Source organism: Microvirga alba, from assembly GCF_015694465.1.
GTDB lineage: Bacteria > Pseudomonadota > Alphaproteobacteria > Rhizobiales > Beijerinckiaceae > Microvirga > Microvirga alba.
In genome coordinates, this window is sequence record NZ_JADQDO010000001.1 from 320,226 (window position 1) to 343,475 (window position 23,250).

Below are 23,250 nucleotides of genomic sequence, written 5' to 3' on the forward strand. Positions count from 1 at the left end.
CCCTCGACGTCGTAGACGCTCGTAAGGGCCGGGGCGCGCGCACGGTCGGACGTCAGCCGCCCGATGGATCGAGATCGCGCACCATCATCACAGCATCTGTCCCGTAGCTGAGAAGTTTGGCGTCAAGGCCGGGAACACGCGTGACCCGAAAGCCCAATCTCTCCCAGAATTCCTGCGACTTGTTGACGGCGACCAACGACATGTTGCTGAAGCCGGCCGCGCGCGCGTGACGGGCCAGAAGCTCGCCGGCCTGCACCGCATATCCCTTGCCACGTCCCTCCGGTAGAAGGGCGACATCATGGACGTAATAGGTCGTGGCGGGATTTGGCATGACGCCAAGACGGGAATTCAAGGGCGGTGGTTCGCCGTAACGCCACGGATGAGTCAACGCATAGCCGATGAGAGCGTTGCGCTCCGAGAGGACATAGCAGCCGTCGGGATAAATCCGTTGGCGCTCCGCGAGCACTTCCATGTCTTCCGGATGAGCCAGGTGAATCCGGTCCGCGAGCCCCTTCACTTGGTCCAGGTCCTGCGTTGTCATAAGGCGCCAGGGCATTATTCTTCTTCGTCTTGATCAATCGTGCAGGACACCGCCTTGGCGGCCTCCTCAGCTTGAGCGCGCAGGCTCGGGGTGGGAGCAACAACGCGGATCACCACGTATCCCTCTTCGTCGGGCGCGACAATCCTTACGTCGCGGGAGGGGGCATCTTCATCGTCTCCGGCGCGGGCTTCATCGAGTTGTCGCTCCGTCATGAGGACGATTGCGAGTTCGCCACGCACGGCGGCCTTGTCGGTGACCGCGAAGAAGACGCCACCGGTGCTTGTATGCATGGAAAATGAGAGAAGAAGTGGCCCGGTCTTCGCCGCAATGCGCTCCGGTCCATCTGAAAGGTCAAACGGGCAGGCCGCGACGGCGACCGCCGGGTCAGGCAGCGGCAGCCAGGTGTTTTCTCCCCCCGGAGGGCTCACGATCTGCGCCTTTTCTGCCAGTGGCATAACCTCAATCCTGGCGAAAGCGCTCTCCGTCGCGAAGCGCGGGCTGGCGAGGACGACGACGACATGAACGGCCGCCGCGAGCACGAGGCCGCTCAAGGTTGCGATCACAAAGCGGCCAAATAGCCTCATGACGCGCACCCCAGACGGTCGATGGTGGGGAATGCCCGCACATCGACGCTCGAGCTTGATCCGCCAGGTACATCGTAGAGGCGAAGTACGACGCTGAAATATCCGGCCGGGGGAAGCTGGAGCCAGTTTCCAGGCTGAAGATCCCGTGACAGGTTGATCGAAAAGGCGTTGTCCGGTGATCGAATGATCTCTGTCGAGGTGAAGCCATTGCGCCCGAGATCCGAGACGGGGAGGCGGCCGCCTTTGTCGTAGAGCGTCAATGTCCAGAACCGCGCGACTGGCATGACCGAGCCGATGCGGTAGGTGCAGGCGGCATCGAGTTTACGGCCTTCACTGTCCATCCGGGCCGACAAGGCCAAGCCTTCGCCGATGCCTAACGGAATTTCGCCGCGCCGCGCCACGATGGCGCGCATATAGGGATCAGCGGCGGTCGAACCGAGCTTCGGCCAGGCCCTCCAGGGGCCGATGCGCTGGGTGCCGAAAGGAGGGTCGCCCTTCAAGACCAGATAGGCCGACCCCAGGCCGAGCCCAAGGGCGAGCAGGAGCGCGTAGACGACAAGGATCGCCGTGGGGAAAGACCTGGGTCGCCCGGCGGATGACCGCTTGCGGACGATGCGCGTCGAGTGAAGCGCTGGGGTTTTCCTCAATATGGCGGAGCCCTCCATGCTAGGGCATCGCAACTTGGCGGGGTGACGAGGCTGCGGACGTCCGCGAGCCTTCGGATGAGGTAGGGCGCTCCGCCGACTTGAAGAGGGTACCGATGTCCCCGAGAACATCGAAGGCTCGACGGGACAGGATGCCCGCGAGGTAGGCCTGCGATTGCGCCTGTTGGTCCGGCGTCGTCTCCCCGGCCGACGCGACGCGGGCGGAGTTCTCAGGCTCGAGGCCGGGAATCGGGCGGAGTTCGAGGTTCTGGTGGGCGACGCCCATCACCTCATGCCACGTCATGGCGGGCAGGGTGCCGCCCGTCATGTTGTTCATCGGGCTGTGGTTGTCGTTGCCGAACCAGACGCTGGCCACGAGATTGCCGGTGTAACCTACGAACCACGCATCGCGATACTCGTTGGTGGTGCCGGTCTTGCCGGAGGCGCGAATACCATCGAGGCGAGCTCGCCCTCCGGTGCCTTCCTCGATGACCTTGTTGAGCATGAAGTTCATGTCCTGCACGACCCGTGGCTGCAGCACCTGCTCGGGCACGCCGTCGCGTTCGTGGCGGTAAATGACGTCACCCGACGAGTTGCGGACCTCCCACGCGGCGTAGGGGGCGGCCCGCTTGCCGCCATTCGCGAACACCGCATAGGACGCGGCCATGTCGATCGGCGTGACTTCGGCGGCCCCGATGGGAAGCGAGCTTGAATCGGTGAGCGGATGGGTCAGGCCCATTTTCTTCGCCATGGCGATGATCAGCGCACGCCCTGCCTTGGCGTTGCCTTTGCCCATTTCGACGGAAAGGTGAATGGGGATCGAGTTGATCGAGCGCGCCAGCGCCGAGACCAGCGGCACGCTACCTGAAAACGAGCGGCCATAATTCTGCGGGCACCAATTGCCGAGGCAGATGGGGCGGTCGACGACGATGGAGTTGGGGCGAAGCTTCGGGATGGTCGTCAAAGCCGTGGCATAGACGAAGGGTTTGAACGACGAGCCCGGCTGGCGCAGGGCATCCGTGGCGCGGTTGAATTGGCTCTGGCCATAATCCCGCCCGCCGACGATCGCGCGGACTGCGCCGTCGACGTCCATGACCACGATAGCGCCCTGTCCGGCCCGATATTCCCGTCCGTGCTGGCGCAGCATGTCCTCCAAGGTCCGCTCCGTGTGCCGTTGAAGCGCGGCGTCGAGCGGCGTCTTCACGATCAGCACCCGGTCGTTGCCGAGTTTCTTATCGGCGGCGAGCTGTTTTACCTGCTCGAAGGCCCAATCGAGATAGTAGTCGGGCGTCGTCTCGCGACTGCGGTTGACGGGGGTCGCGGGATTGCGGCGAGCCGTCTGGATCTGACCCTCGGTCAGAAAGCCCGCATCGACCATGTTGTGAAGAACGTCGTTCGCGCGTGCACGCGCCGCGGGCAGGTTGATGTGGGGGGCGAATTTCGTCGGTGCTTTGAACAGACCCGCCAGCATCGCCGCCTCGGCAAGGGTCACGTCCTTGGCCGACTTGCCGAAATAGTAATCCGCTGCCGCCACGACCCCGTGGGCGCCGCCGCCCATATAGGCGCGGTCGAGATAGAGCTTGAGGATCTCGTCCTTCGTCAGGTGGAACTCGAGCCAGACGGCAAGGAAGGCTTCCTTGATCTTGCGTTCCAGCGAGCGCTCGTTGGTGAGAAAGAGATTCTTGGCCAGTTGCTGCGTAATGGAGGACCCGCCCTGCACCACGCCGCCGCCCCGCGCATTGACGACCAAGGCGCGGGTCGTGCCGATGGGATCGATGCCCCAATGATCGTAGAAACGGCGATCTTCGGTCGCGATCGCCGCCTTGATAAGATAGTCGGGGAAGTCTTCGAGCTTGTAGGAATCATCGAGCCGGATGCCGCGCCGTCCGATTTCCTGACCGTGACGGTCGAGGAAGGTCACTGCGAGATCCTGGGTCCTGAGCCAGTCATTGTCGGTTTCGCGAAAGGCCGGAAGTGCGAGCGCCAGCATCGCGACGCCGCCGACCAACCCCAGGGTCATCGTCTCGCTCGCCAGGTCAAAAGCAATGCGCGGCGCGCCGTGAAAACGGAGGCTCTTCGATTTTTTCGAATAGGCATCCCAACCCGATTTGATGCCCTGAAAGCTTTGGAAAAAGAAGGTGTTGAGCCACGCGTCGAAGGCGAGGGCCGCACGCTTGATTCGCGTCAGGATCGGGGTGGGAGGAAGCGAGCGCACGACAGTCCTTCGGGTAGATCAGGCAACCTGATGACGTCTATTTCTATATGGTCTTCGGCTCCCCTTGCGGCAACGCTTGCGCAAGCTGGCGTCTCTCAATGACAACTCCCAATGGGGTTCGTCGGTTCGGATGGCTTGATCCGGTGTGGGAAAAGGAGCGCGGAGCCTGTAAAGCGGCATCGTCCCTGAAACCGCCGCAAACACGCATCAACGCTGCTCACATGGAGAATACGGTGACTGTTATTACGCCCGCCCCCGAGCCGAAGCCCTTCTGGCGCGAGAAAGGCCTCGAGGCGATGAGCAGCGAGGAATGGGAAAGCCTGTGCGACGGCTGTGCGCGCTGCTGCCTTGTCAAACTCGAGGACGAGGATTCCGGCGATATTCTCTATACGGATGTGGGCTGTACGCTGCTCGACGATCAGACCTGCCGGTGCCGCGACTATCCGAACCGCCAAGCGAAGGTGCCCGATTGCGTGCGCCTGACGCCCGATGCGGTGCGAAGCTTGTCCTGGCTGCCCGAAACCTGCGCCTATCGGCTCGTTTCCGAAGGCCGGGACCTCTACTGGTGGCATCCGCTCGTCTCAGGCGATCCCGAAACCGTCCACGCCGCCGGAATCTCGGTGCGCGACCGGGTTTCCGGGCCGGAAGAAAATTTCACAATTCAAGAATTGCTTGAGCGCATCACGGACTGGCCGGCTGAAAATGTTCAATCTTGACGCCATAGAAAATCAGGACCAAGTTTGACTGCAATTCAGAAGCGGGAGGTTAAGATAATGACGCCGCCGCAGAATAACGTGCAAGGTCTTCGTTTGGGCGGTCGTATTGACGCTCGGCGCTGACTTTATAGAGAAAAAAATCTGAATTTATACTTTTCAGCTTATGCTGAATGCTTTTAGTGAAGCGTGACATTGTGTCATGAGGGGATTTTGCGCTGTCGCGCAAAATCCCCTTTTGTTTGTGTTGGCGTCGGCTCCGAAGCTTGGTCGGTACGGCTAAGTAAATTGCTAAGTAAACAGCCAAGTAAATAGCCAAGTATGTGAATGAAATAGAAGAGATCATAAGCGGAACACTTCGTAATCAAGTCGGTTGGTCTGATGGGAGGATGCTCCTGTGACCTCGACCGTGATTTGTTTTCTTCTGGGGACGGTCTTTCCCCTTGCCATGGTGGGCTGGGTGATCGTCCATTGACACTTCTGTTACGGCAGAATGTCGCGGATATAAGAGCTATTCTTATATTCTTGATGGCTCTGCGCCTCAGAGGCTGTACCGGTTGGCTCCCCTCCGCGAGAGAACCACAGGAAAATCACAAGAGAACGCTCGCGTTTGAGCGCGCATCGGATCGGGGCTACCCGGCAACGCGTGTGAGCTTTTGCAGCATCTGGGCGCGTAAGGCCTGAGGCAGGTCGAGTCCGGTCAGGCGCCAGGTTCCACCGCTGAGGCGAAAAGTCAGGCGGAAGCGCTTGTCCTTGGGCTCTCCTGCCGGGATGGCCATGGAAATGCTTCTGAATCCTTGGGACTCCGACGCAACGAAAAGCTTCGCGACATGCCGTAGCGAACGGGCATCGAGCCGGAGCGGCAAGAGGATCGCCGAACCGCTTTCCGCGATATTCGCGAAGCGGCCTTCATTCAGAAAATCAACCAGGGCATGCGGGGTCACGAGATTCTCGATGAGGGGGTCGAGAGCGACCGATCCGACATTGGCTGCGGTCTGATTGTTCAGCAGGCTCAATTCCGGCTGCTCGTCGGACATCTTCAGATAGTCGTTGAGGATTTGCCGCGACAGGGATGTGCGAAGGGCTCGAAAATTCACACGCTCTTCGATCCGCGCGATGTCTCGCGCCTCCACGCTCTTGGCGAGATCGTAGAGCGCGACGAAGGGCGACATAATGAAGAGAGCCCAGGCAAGGAACAGCAAAAAAGAGACGCGCAATGTCCAGGCCATATCTTGCCCCCTTCTCGCGAAGCGGATCCCTCGTACGGGCACGCCGAAACGTCCCGTTAGCTGGGGAACCCATATGGGGCGGCGATAGGCGATTGACAGTCCGGCATCGCGATGAAGGCGCGCCGACAACAAAAAAGGGCGATCGTGAGATCGCCCTTTCGAGATCGGAAGCGTAGATCCTTAGCCGCGCGCGCGCTGACGGATCATGAACGTGTCGTAGGCGTATTCGGCCACTTGGAACCAGAGGTATTCCTCGTTGCGGAAGCCGCGGACGCTTTCATAGACCTTCTTGAAGTCTGGATTTTTGGCTGAGACTTCATCGTAGACCTCGTTCGCTGCCTTATAGGCCGCTTCGAGGATCTCCGGCGAGAACGGGCGAAGCTGCGTGCCGGCGCCGAGCAGGCGACGGAGAGCCGCCGGGTTGCGGGCGTCATACTTCGCCAGCATGTCGCCATTAGCGTAGGCGGCGGCGGTGGTCAGGATGGCCTGATAGGCCTTCGGCAGCTCTTTCCACTTCGTCTGGTTGATGAAGAGGTGGATGGCGGGGCCGCCTTCCCAGAAGCCGGGATAGTAGTAATACGGCGCGACCTTCGCGAAGCCGAGCTTCTCGTCATCGTAGGGGCCGACCCACTCGGCGGCGTCGATGGTGCCGCGCTCGAGCGCCGGATAGATGTCGCCGCCGGGGATCTGCTGCGGCACGGCGCCGAGCTTCGCCATGACCATACCGGCGAGACCGGCGATGCGCATCTTCAGGCCCTGAAGGTCCTGCGGAGTTTTGATCTCCTTACGGAACCAGCCACCCATCTGCACGCCGGTGTTACCCGCGGGCATGCCGTACATATTATGCTTGGCATAGAACTCGTTCAGGATGTCGTTGCCCGTGCCGTGATAGAGCCATGCGTTCATCTGGCGGGCGTTGAGGCCGAAGGGCAGGGCGGTGCCGATGGCGAACGTCGGATCCTTGCCGAAATAGTAGTACGAGCAGGTGTGGCCCATCTCGATGGTGCCGTTGCCGACCGCATCGGCCACCTGCGGCGTGCCGACGATTTCACCTGCCGCGAAGGGCTGGATCTGAAATTTCCCGTCGGTGGCTTCCGACACGAACTTCGCGATCACCTCGGCCGCGCCGTAGATGGTGTCGAGGGACTTCGGGAAGCCCGACTGCAAGCGCCACTTCAGCTCCGGCATCGATTGGGCGATGGCCGGCGCGGCTACCGCCGTCGAAGCGGCGCCGACGGTTGCGGCCTGTAAAAACTGACGACGTTTCATCGTTCTCATTCCTCCCTGGAATCGTGACTGGGTCACTTGCCCTCAATTGACAACAAAACCGTTCCTGCCCGCAAGAAGGTTTCAGGGCAACATCGACCAATGGTTTATGTCATCGACGGAGAACGGTCCCCGATTGCCCAGGAATGAGGCAGTTCGACAGTTGACGCTCTGGTCCTAGACCGATCGTGATGTAATTCACCGGCCCAATCGTGATCGACGAGGCGCGAGCCAAACCGGGATATGTGGGAGGCCCTGACCCGGAGCGCTCTTGCCGTCGAATGACGAGGCCGTCGCAAGCCGGGCTTGGATAAATTTTTCGAAGGCAACTTAATGATATTGCATTTTGTGGTCATAACGGGTTTAGTCTCGTCATAGCGAGCCCGCCAGTCGATTCGTTAGTTGAACGCTTCGGCGGCGCAGACTAACGCGAACAGAGCGATCACACCGAAAAGTTCGGCGACGCCGATCGCTATCGACGTTAGATCGCTGCTTATGAAAGCAACGGCGCTCGATACGAGCGCCACCAAGACAGCCCAAGTGATCATGGGCCTTCTCCCAGCAAAGTATTCTCTTGCGCGGCGGATGAACACGGAACCAGGAAAAAAGTTCCCGATCCCATGCGAAATTTTTCAGCAGGTCGCGATCATACCACACAAGGCTGGCAAAAGCCTATCGTGAAAGACGTTTCATATTGAGATTCAACCTTTGTTCGAGCCATGCGGTCCTTGATCACGACAGTTGTGCGGATGCTGCCCGCACCCGACGAAACGCTCCTGGCTCAAGCGCGCACCGCGACGCCTAGTCGCGAAGAGCACAGCCGCTTCATGGATCGCATCGCCGCGCTCGGGGCGGTCGAATGTCAGCCGCCGCAGCAGCCGCGCTCCTGGCCCGGCTATCTGAGGGTTGCTGCCTTCAACGCGGAGCGGCTGAAGGACCGTGCCGCCGCCCGCGCTTTGCTCGATCACGCCGGAGCGCATGTGGCGTTGCTGAGTGAGCTCGATGTGGGCATGGCGCGCTCCGGCAATGTTCACACGCTTCGGGAACTGATCGATGGCACCGGTGTCGGACATCTCTACGGGGTGGAGTTCGTGGAGCTCGGGCTTGGAGACGCGGCCGAGATGCGCGAGTTGGCAGGGGCGCGCAACGTGTGCGGCCTGCACGGCAATGCCATCGTCAGCGGTCTCGCCTTGGCGGAGCCATGCCTCATCCCGCTCGAAGAGAGCGGGTTCTGGTTTCCGGGGCGGGAGGGAGCGCAAAAGCGCGTCGGCGGACGCATGGCTCTGGCCGCCCGCGTCATCGACGCGCCGCATCCGTTGTGGGTGGTGAGCGTTCATCTGGAAAGCAAGACGGACGCTGCCGACCGCCAGGCGCAGATGCAAACACTGCTGCGCGCGCTCGATCAACTCGCGCCGAATGCTGCCTGCATTATCGGCGGAGATTTCAACACGAAGAGCCTCCCGACAGGTGAGAATGAGCGCGATCTGTTGCTCGAGGTCCCGGAACGCGACGAGCCTCTCTTCGCGGATCTGCGAAGCGCCGGGTTCAACTGGGCGCAGGCGAATGTCGCGGCTCCGACACAGCGCACCGGTCCCGGTAACAAGCCGATGCCGCCGTTCGGCAAGCTCGACTGGATCGTCGTGCGCGGAATGCGCGCCGAGAATCCGATCGTGCTTCCGGCGCTGGATGGGCAGGGCAAGCCGATCTCGGATCACGAGATGGTCGCGGTCGATCTGTTTTTCTAACGGGCTGTGAACACCGGAGGGAAATGGCCGCTTGCACTTCCACGAGCGAGGGCGGCGGCCATTTGAATCGGATTGAAACGGGATTGCGTTTGACGCTATAAAATTAAATAGCTATATGTTTATATAGTATCGATTGAGTTGTTATTGCACGGCAGTACTTGTTCTTCTTATATTTCTTCTTTGTTCAATATTTGATCGATTTTTATTGTAACAGTATCCGCAAGTCGTCCGGCCTCTCGAACATAAAATGAACGCCGCCGTGGCTCGTGCGTGGTGCTCCTCCAAGATCGGCCCGCCTCCGAGCGTTATGCGCCGCCAGGTCGGCGATCGGTCGCTTCGAGCGGCGCGATCCGATCGAAGCGGACCGGGACCTCGAAGCTCTGATTTCGCGCGCCGCACATTCGAGCTTGACAGCGTGACACTCTTGGAGTACAAAACAAGAACACTGACGAAGTGTGAGCGAAATGACCCCTTCGCCGCTTCTGTTCAGAGCATCACCGCTCCGGCCCCGCCTGAGCGGTTTTTTATTGGTTTTTTGAGATGTTTCAGGCCGTCGAGGTCACTGCTGACATGAAGCAGCGGGCCTATGATTATTACGTTCATCACCCCTCGGTTTCCCTTCGCGCCATCGCCGCCTTTCTGGGTGTGAGTTCGGCAACGTTCTTGCGAATGCGGAAGGCGTGGGGGTGGACCTCTCGCGATGACGCGATGGCGCAGGCAAAGCAGGTTTCGGAAGGCATGGCTCTTGCTGATCCGCCGGCGGAAGCCGCGATCGCGGGCGGTTCCTCCTTGCGGGATGCGGCTCTGTCTCTCGTGCAGGTGACTCGCAGCCGCATCGAGGCGCTCATGAAAGAGCAGCGTTCGGCGCGCGCCATGGACCACGACAAAGCCGCGCGGACGCTCGCCGCCTACGCCAAGACGCTAACCACGGCGCAGGCGCTGTTGGAACAAGAAAGCACCACGCTCGATGAAGCCGAGCCGACCGACGAACATCCCCGCTCTATCCACGAGCTCCGCGACGAGCTTGCTCGCCACCTTGAGCGGATTGTGGCGGAGGAGGAGGCTGCAGGACGCGACGGCCTGCTGGTCTGAGGCGGACCTTCTCAAAATCCTCCGTCATTGGTCGCTGCGTTGTCGTCCCGAGCAGCGCGTCCCTGGCCTCTGCCATCGCCGCGATGCCTGGACCATCTGGCTCATGCTGGGGGGACGAGGGGCGGGTAAGACACGCACCGGAGCCGAATGGGTGCGCGGCGTCGCGCTCGGCGAACCCGATTTCGCCGAACCGGCGCTGAGACGTATCGCGTTGATCGGCGAAACCTTTTCGGACGCGCGCAATGTGATGGTGGAGGGCCCGGCGGGCATTCTTTCCATCCATGCACGCCACGAACGCCCCACCTGGTCGCCGTCCTTGCGCAAGCTCGAATGGCCGAACGGTGCGGTGGCTCAAGTGTTTTCCGCCGAGGACCCGGATTCCTTGCGCGGTCCGCAATTCGAGGCAGCATGGGCGGACGAGCTCGCCAAATGGCGACATGTGGAGGAAACGTGGGACATGCTGCAATTCGGCCTGCGTCTTGGCGCGCATCCGCGCCAGATGGTGACGACGACTCCGCGTCCGATCCCGCTTCTGAAGCGGTTTCTCGAAGATCCCATGGTGGCGGTTTCACGCGCCAGGACATCCGACAATGCGGCGAACCTCGCGCCGGTCTTTCTCGACGCTGTGGTCGGCCGCTATGCGGGAACCCGGCTCGGGCGGCAGGAGCTCGACGGCGAAATGATCGAGGATCGTCCCGACGCACTCTGGACCCGCGACGTCATCGAGAGGAACCGTATTGAATCCGCGCCGCCGCTCATGCGGATCGTCGTCGCTGTGGATCCGCCAGCCTCGTCGTCGAAGCGTGCGGATGCTTGCGGCATCGTCGCGGCGGGCGTTGATGACGGCGGTACGGCTTATGTGCTCGAAGACGTCACCGCGTCCGGTTTGAAGCCACCGGAATGGGCAGCGAAAGCCGTCGCGCTCTATCGCCGGCTTCAGGCCGACGCGCTCATCGTCGAGACAAACCAGGGCGGGGAGATGGCGACCGGCGTTATCCGCGAGGTCGATCCATCCGTGCCCGTGGTGAGCGTGCGCGCCACGCGCGGCAAGTATCTGCGCGCAGAACCGGTCTCGGTTCTCTATGCGCAAGGCCGCGTGCGCCATGTGGGTGCTTTGCCGGCGCTCGAGGACGAGCTCTGTGATTTCGGCCCCGGCGGCTTGACCTCCGGCCGTTCTCCGGACCGCATGGACGCGCTCGTCTGGGCGCTGACGGATTTGATGCTGCGCGAGAAAAAGGAGCCGCGGGTGCGGGTGCTGTGAGAACCCGCGCCCGTTGGAGAAGGCTTAGGCGCGATCGACCGAATAACGGCCAGGGCCCACCGCCGCGAGGATCAGAAAAGCTCCGACCATCGCGATGTTCTTCAGGGCCTGAACCTGATTCAACATGCGGGCCTCGCCCGCCATGTTCCAGAAATCATGGAAGAACGGGATGGTGAGCAGGCTGAAGGCGGCGAGCGCGTAGGCGGCAAGCCGGGTCTGGAAGCCAATGGCAACCGCGAGGCCGAGGCCAAGTTCCGCAATCGCGACCAAGGGCGCGAGCACCGTGGGGAGAGGCAGCCCCTTCGAGCCGATGTAAGCCGCCGTGCCGGCAAGGTCGAAGACCTTGCCGAGGCCTGACAAGATGAAGATCGCGATCAGGAGAATACGTCCGATCAAGAGAAGCGTATCGCGCATGGATTTCGTCCCTTCATTTCTGCCGCGTTGCTTGAACTCGTGATTTTGTAGCGCCCGCAAAATCGCGGCGTCAATCGACGCCGCGCAAACCTTTGTTTGCCTCTGTGCCAGGGGCCGGAGTTTTTCATGTTGAATCGATTGACCCGCTGGTTTCAGGCACCGCCTGAAGCCAAGGCTTCGCGTGCCGAGGCCGCCGTTGCGCTTTACGTGTCTGGGCGCGCCGTGTGGACACCGCGTGACTACGCCGCCTTGGCTCGCGAGGGCTTTCAGAAGAACGCCATCGTGCACCGCGCCGTGCGGCTTGTCGGGGAGGCGGCGGCATCGTTGCCGCTGACCTTGATGCAGGGGGGAGGCGAGCTCTCCAACCATCCGCTGCTGTCGCTTCTCACCCGCCCCAACCCGCGCGAGGGCGGTCAGCGGTTTCTGGAAAGCGTGTACGGTCATCTTCTCGTGTCCGGCAACGCCTATGTGGAGGCCGTCAGTATCGATGGCGCGCCGTGCGAACTCTATGCTTTGCGCCCCGACCGGATGCGCGTCGTGCCCGGAGCCGACGGCTGGCCGGCGGCGTATGAATATTCGGTCGGCGCGGAGACGATCCGTTTCCCTTCAGCCCAGAGCGAGATGTTGCAGCCGATCCTGCATCTGACGCTGTTCCATCCGTCAGACGATCATTACGGCTTATCGCCGATGGAAGCCGCCGCGACCGCGCTTGACATCCACAATGCGGCGGGCGCCTGGAACAAGGCGCTGCTCGACAACGCGGCGCGCCCCTCCGGCGCGCTGGTGGTGGGCGGTGCCGCGCTGACCGACAGCCAGTTCGACCGTTTGAAAGGCGAGCTGGAAACCAACTATCAGGGCGCGGGTAATGCCGGCCGCCCATTGCTTCTTGAAGGCGGCCTCGATTGGAAGCCGTTGTCTTTGTCGCCGAAGGACATGGACTTCGTGCAAGCCAAGACCGCCGCCGCGCGGGAAATCGCGCTCGCCTTCGGCGTGCCGCCGCTGTTGCTCGGCCTGCCGGGCGACAGCACGCACGCAAACTACGCCGAAGCCAACCGCGCCTTTTATCGCCAGACTGTGATCCCTCTTGTGAAGCGTACCGCGGAAGCAATGGTGCAATGGCTGTCCCCGGCCTTCGGCGAAACGCTCCAACTCATCCCTGATCTCGACGCGATCGAGGCGCTTGCGATCGAGCGCGAAAGCCTCTGGCGTCGCGTCTCCGCCGCTTCGTTTCTCACCGACGACGAGAAGCGCGAGGCGGTGGGATACGGGCGGATCAGGGCCGTCTAGATATCGGATCGCGCGTTCTCTCCAACCGCTGTCAAGCACTCGGTCCAAGCGTCACCATTTCCACCGTTTGATGTGATGCTTTTAGGAACAAAAAGTGAACATGTTTGATCGGATCGCCGAGGCCATCATCAGCCGTGGCGATCTTGCTCATCTCGCCCTGTTCGTCTGGGCGAGCGGGGCCTCAGCGCTGCTTGCCATGACCCTTCGCGATCTCTTCGCGGCCAACCGCCGCTTCGATGAGTTCGTGCGCGAGCTGTCTCTCTTCAACCGTCGCCAATCGGGAGATTTCCCATGACCCGCCCATCGTCCCGTCCCGCACGCAAGCCGAAAGCCGCGCGAGAAGCGCAAAGCCGCGCGACAATCGTATTTCGCGACTTCGTGCGCCAACTCGAAAAGCTTGACGCACCGCCGCCGAAACCCGCTCGCGGAGCCGCGCGATGAAGGGCGCTGATATTCCGAGTGCGCGTGAAATCAAGCTCCTCGCCGAGCCCCTAGGGGCTGTCGACAACGATGGCGTCTTCGAGGGGTATGCCAGCCTCTTCGGCATCGCCGATCTCGGCAAGGATGTCGTCATGCCGGGCGCCTTCGGCGACAGTCTCAAGAAGCGCCGCGTGGGCGACATTCGTCTGCTCTGGCAGCACGATCCCTCGGAGCCGATCGGCCGCTGGCTTGCCATCGACGAGGACCGTCGCGGATTGCGGGTGCGCGGCAAACTCAACCTCGCCGTCAGCCGCGCCCGCGACATCCATGCGCTGATGCGCGACGGCGCGGTCGATGGCCTCTCTATCGGCTTCCGCGTCGAACGCGCGCGAGCCGAACGGCCTACAGGTCTAAGACGGCTCGAAAGGCTCGACCTGTGGGAAATCTCCGTCGTGACCTTCCCAATGCTCCCTGGAGCGCGGGTGGAGACGGTGAAACACGCGAAAGGGGATTTGGCGGGCAGGATCCGCACGACGGCGTTTAGACTATTTTCCTGATACCCCTCTGGCAGTAGGACAGGAGCCCTTCGTGAGGAAAATGGATTCGCTTCTCCGCACTTTGCGGCTTTGATAAAGGGGAGCATCTGATGATCCCGTGGCATCTGCTTTTGAGTTTGATGCTCTAGTCGGGTCGCCGATCTGACGGCGAGACCGCTCTTTTGATAGGCCCTCCATGAAGAAACTTATATTCAGCACTCTTTTTGTCCTCGCCGCAGCGGGCTGTACCACAACAGAGCAACGCGTCGGTGGCGCCGCCGTGGGGGCCGGTGTCGGTTTGATTGCGGGGCCCGTGGGCGCGGTCGCTGGTGGTGCCGTGGGTGCTGCAACCGGACCCGCCGTATCGCGTTCCGTGCGGCGTATGACGCGCTGATACTCCTCATCTCAGCTTGAACCCCAAGCCCGCCTTTGGCGGGCTTTTCTTTTTTCCAACCAAATGATTGACATGATCCCTGTTGTTGAAACCAAATCCACTTCCGATGATGTTGCCTCGGCCTTCGAGGATTTCGCGCGTGCGTTCGAGGCGTTCAAGGACGCCAACGATACGCGCCTCGGCGAGATCGAAACGCGGCTGACCGGCGATGTCGTGACGGACGAGAAACTCGTCCGCATCGACGCAGCGCTTGATGACGCCAAGCGTCGCCTCGACCGTATGACGCTCGAACGCTCGCGCCCGCCGCTTGGCGGTGGCGCGGATGCTTCTCGCGATCCGGTACAGGCCGAGCACAAGAGCGCGTTCCACACCTATGTGCGCAGCGGCGAGGCTTCGGGCCTGAAGCGGCTCGAGGAGAAGGCGCTGTCCGCCGGTTCCGGTCCGGATGGGGGCTATCTTGTGCCTGATACCGTGGAGCGCGAAGTGTTGCGTCGCCTTTCGGGAATCTCGCCGATCCGCGCCATTTCCTCCTCCCGCGTCATTTCCGGCGGCCAGTACAAGCGCGCCTTCTCGACGTCAGGCCCGGCGACCGGTTGGGTCGGCGAGGCGGCCGCGCGGCCGCAGACGACAGGTCCGACGCTCTCTGAGATGAGCTTCCCGGCCATGGAACTCTACGCCATGCCGGCGGCGACGCAGACGCTTCTCGACGATGCGGTGGTCGACATCGACCGCTGGATCGCGGAGGAGGTTGAGGCCGCTTTCGCCGAGCAGGAAAGCGCCGCCTTTATCAAGGGCGACGGCGTCAACAAACCGAAGGGCTTTCTGGCCTACGACACCATCGAGGACGAGATCTGGGAATGGGGCCGCCTCGGCACCGTTCAGGCCGGCGGCGCAAGCTTCCCGGCGTCCAATCCGTCCGACGTGCTGCTGGAACTGATCTATGCGCTCAAGGCAGGTTATCGCCAGAACGCGTCCTTCGTCATGAATCGCAAGACGCAGAGCGCGATCCGCAAATTCAAGGACGACAACGGCCAGTATCTCTGGACTCCGCCCGCGAGCCTTGGCCAGCCCGCGACCCTCATGGGCTTCCCTGTCGTGGAAGCGGAGGACATGCCCGACATCGCCGCGAATGCCTGCGCCATCGCCTTCGGCGATTTCAAACGCGGCTACCTGGTCGTCGACCGGGCCGGCATGCGGGTGCTGCGCGATCCTTATTCCGCCAAGCCGTACGTGCTGTTCTACACCACGAAGCGAGTCGGCGGCGGCGTGCAGGACTTCGCGGCGATCAAGCTGATGAAATTCGCAGCGTGAGATGCGGGGCGGGTGGACGGCGTCAGCGCTTAGTCCACTCGCCCTCGGCGCGATTGAGCTTCTGCGCGCCCTCGAGGATCCAGCCGATATGATCGGCTACCGGCGTCACGGCCGTCAGGCCGCCGCATGCGCTCTTGTCATTCGTGTGCAGCGCGCCACTCGACCAGCTGACGATTCCGAAAAGCTGGTAGTTGCCCTGTGCGCCCGTCAAAATCGGCCCACCTGAATCGCCGCGGCAAGCGCCCGCGCCCGTCGTGTCCGCGAGTTTGTCTCCGTCGGCGGCGATCAGGACCCGGTTGGCCAGCTCCACGGAGCCGACGGAGATAAGATCCGTTTGCCGGAGGACACGCGCGGTTTGCTTGAGCTTTTCGGCAAGAACGCCGAAGCCCGCCAGCGTGACTTTGTCCTCCTTGTCGACCTTGCCGGCGAGGCGCGGATCGAACGGTGCGAAGTCGGATCCGAGCGGACGTTCAAGCTTGAGAATGGCAAGGTCTACGCCCGGCTGCGTTCGCGGCGTGGTGCCGGGCACGAAGGCGGGATGAATGGTGGTTGCGACAACCTTCAAGGTTTGCCTCTTGAAGGATTGATTGACCGCCATGACGCGGTAGGAAGCCTTCTCCGTCATGCAATGGGCGGCGGTCAAAACCAGGTCAGGCGCGATCATGGCACCCGAGCAAAGTTCACCCGATGAGTTTTCGACCGAGACGACGGAGCGCCTGAGACCCTGCGGGTCACGGCTTTCGGAGCCCAGCAGAACCGCCTGCGCGGGACCTGCGAGTGCGATGGAAAGGCCGAGGGTGAAAAGCAAGACGGAGCGCATCGGGGCACTGTGAATGTTGAGGGGTATTTCCGCAAGGAAAGGTTTGTTGAGCGCAGATGGTTCCAGGCAATTAAGGGTCTACTCTTCGCTCCATCGGGCGGCCCGGTTCCAACCGCGCAAAACCTGATCGATCCAGGATCTTTGGGGGGCGATCAGCGCACCCTGTGTCAGGTCCCCGCAGCTGATCCCCTTGGCGGCGGAGGACCAGTTCGTGATCGCCACAATAGCGTTGCCCGAGGCCATCGGTCCGCCGGAATCGCCCTGGCATGCGCCCATGGCGCCGATGCCTCTCGCCCACAGCAGAATCTTGCTCGGTCCATAGGGCTCGACGACCTTTAGCGTGGCTGTTCGGAAGGTGCCCGTCGTCTTTGCGTCGCCCTCGCGGGCAAGGCCGTATCCGCCGACGGTGATGGCATCGTCCTTCCTGGGGGCGGATGTGGCCAGGATCGCTCGCTCAAATCGTTCGGGCAGCGTCTCCGGAATGCGGATGAGGGCGAGATCGATGGAGCGTTGCCGGGTCTCGATGGCCTTTGGGTTGTAGCCCGGATGCACTGCTTTCGCAGCGGGGGTGATCAACACCGGCTGTCCGGCCTCGTCGCGAAAATGCACCCGGTGTTCCGCCGCGCCCGTTACGCAATGGGCGGCGGTGAGCACGACGTCGCGTGCCAATACGACCGCGCTGCAGACGCCGCCATTGGAACTCAGAACCATCACGCTTTGACGGGCGAGGGGACCCTGGTCCTCCGCGCCGCCGACGATGGCGAGGGCGCTTGAGACTACGGATCTTATCAGAAGAAGGCTCAAGATTGCTCTGAGAACGATCAATGCAAATGGGAGAGGAAAGCGCTTCATATAATTTGCTCTGTTACTTCATCTTCTAATTCCGACATTGCTCATGGAGCGACAAGGGTTCGCCAATACGAGCATATTCATACACACTTCTTTTTCATCTGGAGATTTTACGATGCAGATCGACGTCTTTCGTGGTACGCCTCATCTTGGTACGACAAGCGATCCTTCTTGGATTGAGGTGCCTGTTTCGTCGAGAGCGCCATATACATATGTTGCGGCTTTCACCTGCCTGGTGCCCCAAATTCTCGCCGGCGATATCATTGAGGTGAGCGGACAGATCGCTGCGGATGTCCAGTCCAATTATCCTCCAATCGGGTTCGGTACAGCGGTTGTCCGCTCAGATAATCAGTTTGGAACATCCGGCGTGCCCGTCGTCGGTTATTCGATGAGAAATATCACGTCTGATATTCATCATGATTCAGTAACGGTGCACAATTTTGACAATCCGCCTGTCTCGTCGTGGCCCAACGGAGCCTGGTGGTACAATTTTCTGGTCTATGGGGCGAGCAGTGCCTCAATCCCTCCGCAGACTCTGAAGGCCTATCTCAACAACTCGCACTTCACGGTGACGCGCATTCGACCGTGATGAAGCGTGTCGCTTGTCACTGATTGCAATTGCGATTTTTTGAGGGCCAAACATGTTTTCGATACCTCTCGAAGGCCCTGCTGTCGAGCCTGTTTCGCTCGCTGATATGAAAGCTTACCTCCGCGTCGATGACGACGCGGAGGATGATCTCATCACAGGCCTAATCAAGGCCGCGCGGCTCATAGTCGAGGCGGTCTCCCGGCGCATTCTCATCGCGCAGAACTGGCGCGTGATGCTCGATCGCTGGCCGCAGGACCAAACGGTGCTGCTCCCGCTGTCGCCATTGCTTTCGGTCGAGAGCGTGAAGGTTTTCGACGCCTCGGGCGTTTCGACCGAGGTCACGATCGATTCAATCGAGAGCGATCTTTCGAGCGATCCGCCGCGTCTGATCGTGCGTTCCGCCCCCAATCCGGGGCGGGCACGCAACGGCATCGCCATCGATGTGCGGGTCGGATACGGCGACAGCCCTGATTCCGTGCCGGCGACTTTGCGGCTCGCGATCAAGATCGTCGTCGCCCACTGGTTCGAGAACCGGGGCGATGTGGCGGGCGATCAGGTTTTACCGGCCGAAGCGCTCGCGCTGATCGCGCCGTTTCAAAGAGCGCGGCTCTAAACGCGAGTTGTTTCATGAAAACCAAAGCATTGCCCATCGGCGCGCGCGCGCGCCGGTTCGTTCTCGAATTGCCGCTTGAGCGTCCCGACGGCTTCGGGGGCGTCATCCGCTCCTATGCGCCGGGGCCGCAACTCTGGGGCGCCATGGAGATGCTATCCGGCACCGAGCGCATTCGCGCCGATCGGCCCGAGCAGAGCCTGACCCACAAGATCACTTTGCGCTATCGCGAGGGGGTTACCGGCGCCATGCGTCTGACTTCGGGCTTGCGCCGTTTCGCCATCCGTGCCGCGTCCGATCCCGATGGCTCGCGGCGGGATCTCGTGTGCTTGGTCGAGGAGATCCGGGCATGACGAGTCCCGTCCTGGCCCTACGCCGCGCCGTGCTCGAGAGGGCGGAGGTCGATGCGGAGTTGAAGGCGCTCATGGGTGGGGCTGTGCGCCTCTATGATGAGCCGCCGCGTGCGTCGCCGCCGGTCTATGCTCTCTTCGGCGATGTCAAAGCCGAGGATTGGTCGACTGATTTCGACCGCGGCCATGAACAGAAACTCAGCCTCATCGTCTGGGCCGAACGGGGAAGTGCTCGAACTGCGCTCGCTGTTGCGGAACGCCTCGCGGCCGTTCTCGACGATGCGCCGCTGGTGCTCGATGCTCATCGCCTCATCAACCTGCGCGTCACGGAAGTTGCCTCCGAACGCGACAAGGACACGCAGTTCATCCGCGTTACGGTCCGCCTGCGCGCCGTGACGGAAGTGGCGTGAGTTCAGATCCCATAACATCATCAAAGGAAAGACTGTCATGCCTGCTCAAAAGGGCAAGGATCTGCTCATCAAGATCAGCGACGGTGGCACCGGCTTCGTCACCGTGGCGGGCTTGCGCACGCGCCAGATCGCGTTCAATGCCGAGACCGTCGATGTGACCAACGCGGAGTCGGCGGGGCGCTGGCGCGAACTGCTCGCGGGCGTCGGGGTGCGCCGCGCCGGGATCACGGGATCCGGCGTATTCAAGGACGAGGCGTCGGATTCCCGCATGCGCCAAGTCTTCTTCGACGGCGACATCCTCACTTATCAGATCATCGTGCCGGATTTCGGCCGCATCGAGGGTCTGTTCCAGATCACGAGCCTCGAATATCGCGGCGATCACGCGGGCGAGGTGACCTTCGAGATGGCGTTCGAATCCGCCGGCGCGCTGACCTTCGTGGCGCTTTAAGGAGCACCCATGGCCAATAGACGACGCGGCGAGGTAGCGCTTCAGCTGGGTTCTGAACGCTACACGCTTTGCCTGACGCTCGGGGCATTGGCGGAACTGGAGGACGCCTTCGGCGTGCAGGATCTCATGGCTCTTGCCGAGCGCTTCGGCACCGGCCGGTTGTCGAGCCGCGATCTGCTCGCGATCCTTGGCGTCGGCCTGCGCGGCGGCGGGCATGCGATCTCGGACGCGGAAGTTGCGGCATTGCCGTTGCACGAGGGGATCGAGCCAGTCGCTGCGGCCATCGCCGAACTGCTCACCGCCACATTCGGAGCACCGGCCCATTCGCCAAACCCTCCCGAACCGCAGGGCATTTGAGCGACGCACAGGCCTTCCCCTGGGAAGACGCCATGGTGCTGGGCTTGAACGTCCTGCGGTGGACGCCGTCCGAATTCTGGCGCGCCACGCCACGCGAATTGATGGCTGGTTGGGAGGGGCTTAACGGACGACCGATGACGCCTGCGGTCGGGAGCGATCTCAGGCGGTTGATGGAGGAGTTTCCGGACGGATGAGGAGCAGATCGTGGCGCCTCGCAAGTGAGGTGAACTGACCGCCAATACTCTCATCGGTCTCTCCGACAAAATCGCGCCGTTAAAATAGAACAAAATTCTATTCTTCTCTCAACTGAGGGAATTGGTCGGTTGTGCCGAGGTATTTGATACCTTTGAGTTCGAGGCAGGCAATATAAATTCGTTGCCATCTATAGTGAGCGATGTTCAGCGGAGCGGAGGCTGTAGCCTTTTTTGCTTCGAAGTCGCATTCATCTTGCATTCTAGCCCATTGCATCGCCGAAATGCCGCTTGTGTGAAACACGAGGGAAGGTGGTTTCGAAACGCATCCGGTCAGCCCGAGTATTGAAATGAAGAGGGCTTTTATTGGAGTTTTCAAGTTGGGTGACAAATCCACAGACACCAAGAATTCACAAGATTCTATCTTCAGGGATAGGGACCGCCAACTCGACACTCTCATCGGTCTCTCCGACAAATTCGGCGACTCTCTCGCCAATGCGTTTGCCAAGAATATCGCCGAGGGTAAGAAGTTCGATGATGTTCTGAAGTCGATGCGCCAATCTCTTGTGGAAACAGGGTTACGTATGGCGCTCGGACCCCTCCAGGTCGCGATGAGCCAAACGGCGAAGACCATGACGGCGGGGGCGGTCGAGCCATCTTTGCCGCTCGAAGGAGGAAATCTAATCACGACTCTTCTCAAGGGAGCGGGGTCGCTTCTCAGCTCCCTCTTCGGGCCAAGCGCGGGTTCTGGCGCTGCGGCTGCGCCATCTCCCTTTGCGATGGGCGGGGTGTTCTCACGCGGCATGGTGATGCCGTTCGCGCAGGGCGGGGTTGTCGGCGCGCCGTCTTACTTTCCGCTGGGGCGCGGGCTCGGCGTCATGGGGGAAAAGGGTGCGGAGGCAATCATGCCGCTGGCGCGCGGGCCGGATGGACGGCTGGGCGTGCGTACGGGCGGCGGTGGACGGCCCGTCGCGGTGACGGTCAACGTCTCGACGCCCGATGCCGACAGCTTCCGTCGCTCGGAAGCTCAGGTCTCCGCCGCGCTCGCCCGCGCGGTCGCGCGCGGCCAGCGCGGGATGTGAGAGATTTTTTAAGCGCTTTCTTTTGCCAGAATGGCGGCGAGCTCGTCTTTGACCTGCACGCGGCGGAGCTTCAGCGCTTCCTCCTCATCCTGCGCCTTCGGATCGAGGTGAGTATCAAGTGCATGAATGGCGTGGTTGAGCTCCCGGTATTTTTCCAAGAGCCGCGCGAAATGATTGTTCGACTTCTTCAACCGCTCAATGCGCTCGGCCTGATTTGGGAAATCGTCCTCAAGGTCGTCAGACGGCTTGCTCATCGCGAAACATCTTTCCTCTGTTGAGGGCGTTTCGATCTCAACGCTGCTCTGCGTATTTCCGTTTCATTGCAATCAAGGATGGACCATGGCGTCCGATTTTCACGAGGTCCGCTTTCCCCTCGATGTCAGCCTCGGCAGCCGGGGCGGCCCGGTGCGGCGCACCGACATCGTCACGCTCGCGTCCGGCCGCGAACATCGCAACAGCCGCTGGGCGCAATCCCGGCGCCGCTACGATGCGGGTCTCGGCGTGCGCAGCATCGATGCGCTTCACGCGGTGATCGCTTTCTTCGAGGAACGGCGCGGACGCCTGACCGGGTTCCGTTTCCGCGACCGGACGGATTGGCGTTCCGGCCAGCCCTCCAAGGAGCCGACGCCGCTCGACCAGCGCATCGGGACCGGAGACGGCGCGACGCGCAGTTTCCAGCTGACGAAGGCTTATGGGGCGTCTTACGCTCCATACCAGCGCACTATCGCCAAGCCCGTCGGCGGCACTGTGCGCGTGGCCCTGAACGGTGTGGAGCAGGCCGTCGGCTCCGCCTTCGCCTGCGACCCGACGACAGGTCTTCTCACATTCACGGCCGCGCCCTCCGCCGGTGCCGCGATCACGGCGGGTTATGCTTTCGACGTGCCCGTTCGTTTCGACACCGACGAACTCGACATCGACTTGTCCGCCTTCGATGCGGGCGAGATTCCGAAGGTCCCGCTCATCGAAATCATTCCTTAAATCCATCAGATCCCATGCGCACCATTCCCTCCGGCCTCGCCGCGCATCTCGCGGACGGGGTTACGACCGTTTGTCATTGCTGGAAACTCATTCGCCGCGACGGGATGACGTTCGGCTTCACCGATCATGATCGCGACCTCGCATTCGGCGGCACAACCTTCGCAGCACGGTCGGGTCTCGAGGCGGCGGAAGCCACCGCCGAGCTGGGCTTCGCCGTCGGGGGAGGCGAGGTCTCCGGCGCACTCGTTTCCGCCGGGTTGACCGAGGACGACATCTCCTCCGGCTTCTACGACGATGCGAGCGTCGAAACCTGGCTCGTCAACTGGGACAATGTCGGCGAGCGTTTGCTGCTCGACATCGGCTCCATCGGCGAAATCCGCCGGGCAGATGGCACTTTCATCGCGGAGGTGAGGGGGCTCATGCATCGCCTCGACGAGGAGCGCGGCCGCCTGTTTCGCGCGACCTGCTCGGCGGATCTGGGCGATGGAAAATGCGGCGTGAAGCTCTCTTCATCGATCTATACCGGAGCCGGCACCGTCACCCGAACGGATGGTGCTCTCGGCATCACAGCCTCCGGCATCGGTTTCGCGGATGGTTGGTGCACCGGCGGGCAATTAAGCTGGACGAGCGGCGCGAACGCAGGCGTCTCGGTCGAGGTCAAGGTCCATCGCGCGATTGGTGGAACGGACGAGTTCGACCTGTGGCAGCGCGCGCCGCAGGCGATTCTGGTCGGCGATACCTTCCGGGTGACCGCCGGTTGCGACAAGACCCACGCGACTTGTCGCGACAAGTTCAAGAACGCGGTGAATTTTCGCGGATTTCCACACATGCCGGGCAACGACTTCATCATTCGTATGCCGCGTCAGGGCGAGCCTGGCTTGGACGGCGGAAGTTTCTTCAAGTGACATCTCCTC

General features: G+C 61.7%; 30 protein-coding genes. 19 read left to right on the forward strand and 11 right to left on the reverse strand.

What is annotated here, in order from left to right; all coding sequences use genetic code 11:
* Positions 1–52 precede the first annotated feature (52 nt).
* From I2H38_RS01465 to I2H38_RS01480, 4 genes are read right to left on the reverse strand one after another with little or no spacing between them, the layout of a single operon-like run.
* Positions 53–556, reverse strand: a complete 504-nt coding sequence (locus I2H38_RS01465; protein WP_196270024.1) for a GNAT family N-acetyltransferase — start codon at positions 554–556, stop codon at positions 53–55.
* Positions 556–1,125 (reverse strand): DUF1254 domain-containing protein, encoded by a 570-nt coding sequence (locus I2H38_RS01470; RefSeq protein WP_196270025.1) that lies wholly within the window; start codon positions 1,123–1,125, stop codon positions 556–558. Before I2H38_RS01470 ends, I2H38_RS01465 begins: the two co-directional genes overlap by 1 nt.
* Positions 1,122–1,772 carry a DUF1214 domain-containing protein gene (locus I2H38_RS01475; protein WP_196270026.1) on the reverse strand — a complete coding sequence of 217 codons (651 nt, stop codon included), beginning with the start codon at positions 1,770–1,772 and terminating at the stop codon, positions 1,122–1,124. Before I2H38_RS01475 ends, I2H38_RS01470 begins: the two co-directional genes overlap by 4 nt.
* A gap of 19 nt (positions 1,773–1,791) precedes the next feature.
* On the reverse strand, positions 1,792–3,984 hold the full coding sequence (locus I2H38_RS01480) for a transglycosylase domain-containing protein (RefSeq protein WP_196270027.1): 2,193 nt from the start codon (positions 3,982–3,984) through the stop codon (positions 1,792–1,794).
* 221 nt (positions 3,985–4,205) lie between these two features.
* Between I2H38_RS01480 and I2H38_RS01485 the strand changes: the two genes are divergently transcribed.
* A complete protein-coding gene (locus I2H38_RS01485; protein ID WP_196270576.1) occupies positions 4,206–4,700 on the forward strand; it encodes a YcgN family cysteine cluster protein in 495 nt (164 codons plus the stop codon).
* 629 nt (positions 4,701–5,329) lie between these two features.
* Here I2H38_RS01485 and I2H38_RS01490 read toward each other — a convergent pair.
* From I2H38_RS01490 to I2H38_RS01500, 3 genes are all read right to left on the reverse strand, one after another.
* Positions 5,330–5,926 carry a DUF2939 domain-containing protein gene (locus I2H38_RS01490; protein ID WP_196270028.1) on the reverse strand — a complete coding sequence of 199 codons (597 nt, stop codon included), beginning with the start codon at positions 5,924–5,926 and terminating at the stop codon, positions 5,330–5,332.
* A 180-nt stretch (positions 5,927–6,106) separates the two neighbouring features.
* Complete coding sequence (locus tag I2H38_RS01495; protein ID WP_196270029.1) at positions 6,107–7,195, reverse strand: TRAP transporter substrate-binding protein; 1,089 nt, start codon at positions 7,193–7,195, stop codon at positions 6,107–6,109.
* 395 nt (positions 7,196–7,590) lie between these two features.
* Complete coding sequence (locus I2H38_RS01500; protein WP_196270030.1) at positions 7,591–7,740, reverse strand: hypothetical protein; 150 nt, start codon at positions 7,738–7,740, stop codon at positions 7,591–7,593.
* A 171-nt stretch (positions 7,741–7,911) separates the two neighbouring features.
* Here I2H38_RS01500 and I2H38_RS01505 point away from each other — a divergent pair, with 171 nt between their 5' ends.
* The 3 genes from I2H38_RS01505 to I2H38_RS01515 all read left to right on the forward strand — a co-directional run bounded on the left by I2H38_RS01505 (position 7,912) and on the right by I2H38_RS01515 (position 11,290).
* Positions 7,912–8,937 (forward strand): endonuclease/exonuclease/phosphatase family protein, encoded by a 1,026-nt coding sequence (locus I2H38_RS01505; protein ID WP_196270031.1) that lies wholly within the window; start codon positions 7,912–7,914, stop codon positions 8,935–8,937.
* Between the two features lie 540 nt (positions 8,938–9,477).
* The gene (locus I2H38_RS01510) at positions 9,478–10,029 is read left to right on the forward strand and encodes a hypothetical protein (protein WP_196270032.1); all 552 of its coding nucleotides are present in this window, start codon (positions 9,478–9,480) and stop codon (positions 10,027–10,029) included.
* Positions 9,962–11,290 (forward strand): DNA-packaging protein, encoded by a 1,329-nt coding sequence (locus I2H38_RS01515; protein ID WP_456085373.1) that lies wholly within the window; start codon positions 9,962–9,964, stop codon positions 11,288–11,290. The genes I2H38_RS01510 and I2H38_RS01515 overlap by 68 nt, the downstream gene beginning before the upstream one ends.
* A 24-nt stretch (positions 11,291–11,314) precedes the next feature.
* On the opposite strand, the gene I2H38_RS01520 is transcribed toward I2H38_RS01515, so the two are convergent.
* A complete protein-coding gene (locus I2H38_RS01520; protein WP_267875931.1) occupies positions 11,315–11,764 on the reverse strand; it encodes a DoxX family protein in 450 nt (149 codons plus the stop codon).
* A 66-nt stretch (positions 11,765–11,830) separates the two neighbouring features.
* Here I2H38_RS01520 and I2H38_RS01525 point away from each other — a divergent pair, with 66 nt between their 5' ends.
* The 5 genes from I2H38_RS01525 to I2H38_RS01545 all read left to right on the forward strand — a co-directional run bounded on the left by I2H38_RS01525 (position 11,831) and on the right by I2H38_RS01545 (position 15,652).
* Positions 11,831–12,991 carry a phage portal protein gene (locus tag I2H38_RS01525; protein ID WP_196270035.1) on the forward strand — a complete coding sequence of 387 codons (1,161 nt, stop codon included), beginning with the start codon at positions 11,831–11,833 and terminating at the stop codon, positions 12,989–12,991.
* Between the two features lie 100 nt (positions 12,992–13,091).
* The gene (locus I2H38_RS01530; protein WP_196270577.1) at positions 13,092–13,286 is read left to right on the forward strand and encodes a hypothetical protein; all 195 of its coding nucleotides are present in this window, start codon (positions 13,092–13,094) and stop codon (positions 13,284–13,286) included.
* Positions 13,283–13,432 (forward strand): hypothetical protein, encoded by a 150-nt coding sequence (locus I2H38_RS01535; protein ID WP_196270036.1) that lies wholly within the window; start codon positions 13,283–13,285, stop codon positions 13,430–13,432. Before I2H38_RS01530 ends, I2H38_RS01535 begins: the two co-directional genes overlap by 4 nt.
* A complete protein-coding gene (locus tag I2H38_RS01540) occupies positions 13,429–13,968 on the forward strand; it encodes an HK97 family phage prohead protease (RefSeq protein WP_196270037.1) in 540 nt (179 codons plus the stop codon). The genes I2H38_RS01535 and I2H38_RS01540 overlap by 4 nt, the downstream gene beginning before the upstream one ends.
* A gap of 445 nt (positions 13,969–14,413) precedes the next feature.
* Entirely contained in the window at positions 14,414–15,652 is a 1,239-nt protein-coding gene (locus tag I2H38_RS01545) for a phage major capsid protein (RefSeq protein ID WP_196270038.1), read from the forward strand.
* 22 nt (positions 15,653–15,674) lie between these two features.
* Here the strand turns inward: I2H38_RS01545 and I2H38_RS01550 are convergent, their stop codons facing one another.
* A complete protein-coding gene (locus I2H38_RS01550; RefSeq protein ID WP_196270039.1) occupies positions 15,675–16,472 on the reverse strand; it encodes a S1 family peptidase in 798 nt (265 codons plus the stop codon).
* 78 nt (positions 16,473–16,550) lie between these two features.
* Positions 16,551–17,276 (reverse strand): S1 family peptidase, encoded by a 726-nt coding sequence (locus I2H38_RS01555; RefSeq protein WP_229426489.1) that lies wholly within the window; start codon positions 17,274–17,276, stop codon positions 16,551–16,553.
* 160 nt (positions 17,277–17,436) lie between these two features.
* Between I2H38_RS01555 and I2H38_RS01560 the strand changes: the two genes are divergently transcribed.
* From I2H38_RS01560 to I2H38_RS01595, 8 genes are all read left to right on the forward strand, one after another.
* Entirely contained in the window at positions 17,437–17,910 is a 474-nt protein-coding gene (locus I2H38_RS01560) for a hypothetical protein (protein ID WP_196270041.1), read from the forward strand.
* Positions 17,911–17,962: 52 nt separating this feature from the next.
* Positions 17,963–18,523 carry a head-tail connector protein gene (locus I2H38_RS01565; protein WP_196270042.1) on the forward strand — a complete coding sequence of 187 codons (561 nt, stop codon included), beginning with the start codon at positions 17,963–17,965 and terminating at the stop codon, positions 18,521–18,523.
* Positions 18,524–18,537: 14 nt separating this feature from the next.
* The gene (locus I2H38_RS01570; protein WP_196270043.1) at positions 18,538–18,873 is read left to right on the forward strand and encodes a phage head closure protein; all 336 of its coding nucleotides are present in this window, start codon (positions 18,538–18,540) and stop codon (positions 18,871–18,873) included.
* Positions 18,870–19,280, forward strand: coding sequence for a DUF3168 domain-containing protein (locus tag I2H38_RS01575; protein ID WP_196270044.1), 411 nt, complete (start codon positions 18,870–18,872; stop codon positions 19,278–19,280). Before I2H38_RS01570 ends, I2H38_RS01575 begins: the two co-directional genes overlap by 4 nt.
* A 37-nt stretch (positions 19,281–19,317) precedes the next feature.
* Positions 19,318–19,728 carry a phage major tail protein, TP901-1 family gene (locus I2H38_RS01580; RefSeq protein WP_196270045.1) on the forward strand — a complete coding sequence of 137 codons (411 nt, stop codon included), beginning with the start codon at positions 19,318–19,320 and terminating at the stop codon, positions 19,726–19,728.
* A gap of 9 nt (positions 19,729–19,737) precedes the next feature.
* Positions 19,738–20,085, forward strand: a complete 348-nt coding sequence (locus I2H38_RS01585; protein ID WP_196270046.1) for a gene transfer agent family protein — start codon at positions 19,738–19,740, stop codon at positions 20,083–20,085.
* Positions 20,082–20,279: a phage tail assembly chaperone gene (locus tag I2H38_RS01590; protein WP_229426491.1), complete on the forward strand. Its 198-nt coding sequence runs from the start codon at positions 20,082–20,084 to the stop codon at positions 20,277–20,279. Before I2H38_RS01585 ends, I2H38_RS01590 begins: the two co-directional genes overlap by 4 nt.
* 377 nt (positions 20,280–20,656) lie before the next feature.
* The gene (locus I2H38_RS01595) at positions 20,657–21,358 is read left to right on the forward strand and encodes a phage tail tape measure protein (protein ID WP_196270047.1); all 702 of its coding nucleotides are present in this window, start codon (positions 20,657–20,659) and stop codon (positions 21,356–21,358) included.
* An 8-nt stretch (positions 21,359–21,366) separates the two neighbouring features.
* Here I2H38_RS01595 and I2H38_RS01600 read toward each other — a convergent pair whose 3' ends face one another.
* A complete protein-coding gene (locus I2H38_RS01600) occupies positions 21,367–21,612 on the reverse strand; it encodes a YdcH family protein (protein WP_196270048.1) in 246 nt (81 codons plus the stop codon).
* Positions 21,613–21,697: 85 nt separating this feature from the next.
* Here I2H38_RS01600 and I2H38_RS01605 point away from each other — a divergent pair, with 85 nt between their 5' ends.
* Together I2H38_RS01605 and I2H38_RS01610 are read left to right on the forward strand one after the other, a co-directional pair.
* Entirely contained in the window at positions 21,698–22,336 is a 639-nt protein-coding gene (locus tag I2H38_RS01605; protein WP_196270049.1) for a DUF2460 domain-containing protein, read from the forward strand.
* A gap of 14 nt (positions 22,337–22,350) precedes the next feature.
* Entirely contained in the window at positions 22,351–23,241 is an 891-nt protein-coding gene (locus I2H38_RS01610; RefSeq protein WP_196270050.1) for a DUF2163 domain-containing protein, read from the forward strand.
* Positions 23,242–23,250 lie beyond the last annotated feature (9 nt).

Bases quoted from the DNA above. Each gene is read 5' to 3' on its own strand.
- I2H38_RS01465 (WP_196270024.1), bottom strand. From the start codon at position 556: ATGCCCTGGCGCCTTATGACAACGCAGGACCTGGACCAAGTGAAGGGG.
- I2H38_RS01470 (WP_196270025.1), bottom strand. From the start codon at position 1,125: ATGAGGCTATTTGGCCGCTTTGTGATCGCAACCTTGAGCGGCCTCGTG.
- I2H38_RS01485 (WP_196270576.1), top strand. From the start codon at position 4,206: ATGGAGAATACGGTGACTGTTATTACGCCCGCCCCCGAGCCGAAGCCC.
- I2H38_RS01490 (WP_196270028.1), bottom strand. From the start codon at position 5,926: ATGGCCTGGACATTGCGCGTCTCTTTTTTGCTGTTCCTTGCCTGGGCT.
- I2H38_RS01495 (WP_196270029.1), bottom strand. From the start codon at position 7,195: ATGAAACGTCGTCAGTTTTTACAGGCCGCAACCGTCGGCGCCGCTTCG.
- I2H38_RS01500 (WP_196270030.1), bottom strand. From the start codon at position 7,740: ATGATCACTTGGGCTGTCTTGGTGGCGCTCGTATCGAGCGCCGTTGCT.
- I2H38_RS01505 (WP_196270031.1), top strand. From the start codon at position 7,912: ATGCGGTCCTTGATCACGACAGTTGTGCGGATGCTGCCCGCACCCGAC.
- I2H38_RS01510 (WP_196270032.1), top strand. From the start codon at position 9,478: ATGTTTCAGGCCGTCGAGGTCACTGCTGACATGAAGCAGCGGGCCTAT.
- I2H38_RS01525 (WP_196270035.1), top strand. From the start codon at position 11,831: ATGTTGAATCGATTGACCCGCTGGTTTCAGGCACCGCCTGAAGCCAAG.
- I2H38_RS01530 (WP_196270577.1), top strand. From the start codon at position 13,092: ATGTTTGATCGGATCGCCGAGGCCATCATCAGCCGTGGCGATCTTGCT.
- I2H38_RS01535 (WP_196270036.1), top strand. From the start codon at position 13,283: ATGACCCGCCCATCGTCCCGTCCCGCACGCAAGCCGAAAGCCGCGCGA.
- I2H38_RS01540 (WP_196270037.1), top strand. From the start codon at position 13,429: ATGAAGGGCGCTGATATTCCGAGTGCGCGTGAAATCAAGCTCCTCGCC.
- I2H38_RS01545 (WP_196270038.1), top strand. From the start codon at position 14,414: ATGATCCCTGTTGTTGAAACCAAATCCACTTCCGATGATGTTGCCTCG.
- I2H38_RS01550 (WP_196270039.1), bottom strand. From the start codon at position 16,472: ATGCGCTCCGTCTTGCTTTTCACCCTCGGCCTTTCCATCGCACTCGCA.
- I2H38_RS01560 (WP_196270041.1), top strand. From the start codon at position 17,437: ATGCAGATCGACGTCTTTCGTGGTACGCCTCATCTTGGTACGACAAGC.
- I2H38_RS01565 (WP_196270042.1), top strand. From the start codon at position 17,963: ATGTTTTCGATACCTCTCGAAGGCCCTGCTGTCGAGCCTGTTTCGCTC.
- I2H38_RS01570 (WP_196270043.1), top strand. From the start codon at position 18,538: ATGAAAACCAAAGCATTGCCCATCGGCGCGCGCGCGCGCCGGTTCGTT.
- I2H38_RS01575 (WP_196270044.1), top strand. From the start codon at position 18,870: ATGACGAGTCCCGTCCTGGCCCTACGCCGCGCCGTGCTCGAGAGGGCG.
- I2H38_RS01580 (WP_196270045.1), top strand. From the start codon at position 19,318: ATGCCTGCTCAAAAGGGCAAGGATCTGCTCATCAAGATCAGCGACGGT.
- I2H38_RS01585 (WP_196270046.1), top strand. From the start codon at position 19,738: ATGGCCAATAGACGACGCGGCGAGGTAGCGCTTCAGCTGGGTTCTGAA.
- I2H38_RS01600 (WP_196270048.1), bottom strand. From the start codon at position 21,612: ATGAGCAAGCCGTCTGACGACCTTGAGGACGATTTCCCAAATCAGGCC.
- I2H38_RS01605 (WP_196270049.1), top strand. From the start codon at position 21,698: ATGGCGTCCGATTTTCACGAGGTCCGCTTTCCCCTCGATGTCAGCCTC.
- I2H38_RS01610 (WP_196270050.1), top strand. From the start codon at position 22,351: ATGCGCACCATTCCCTCCGGCCTCGCCGCGCATCTCGCGGACGGGGTT.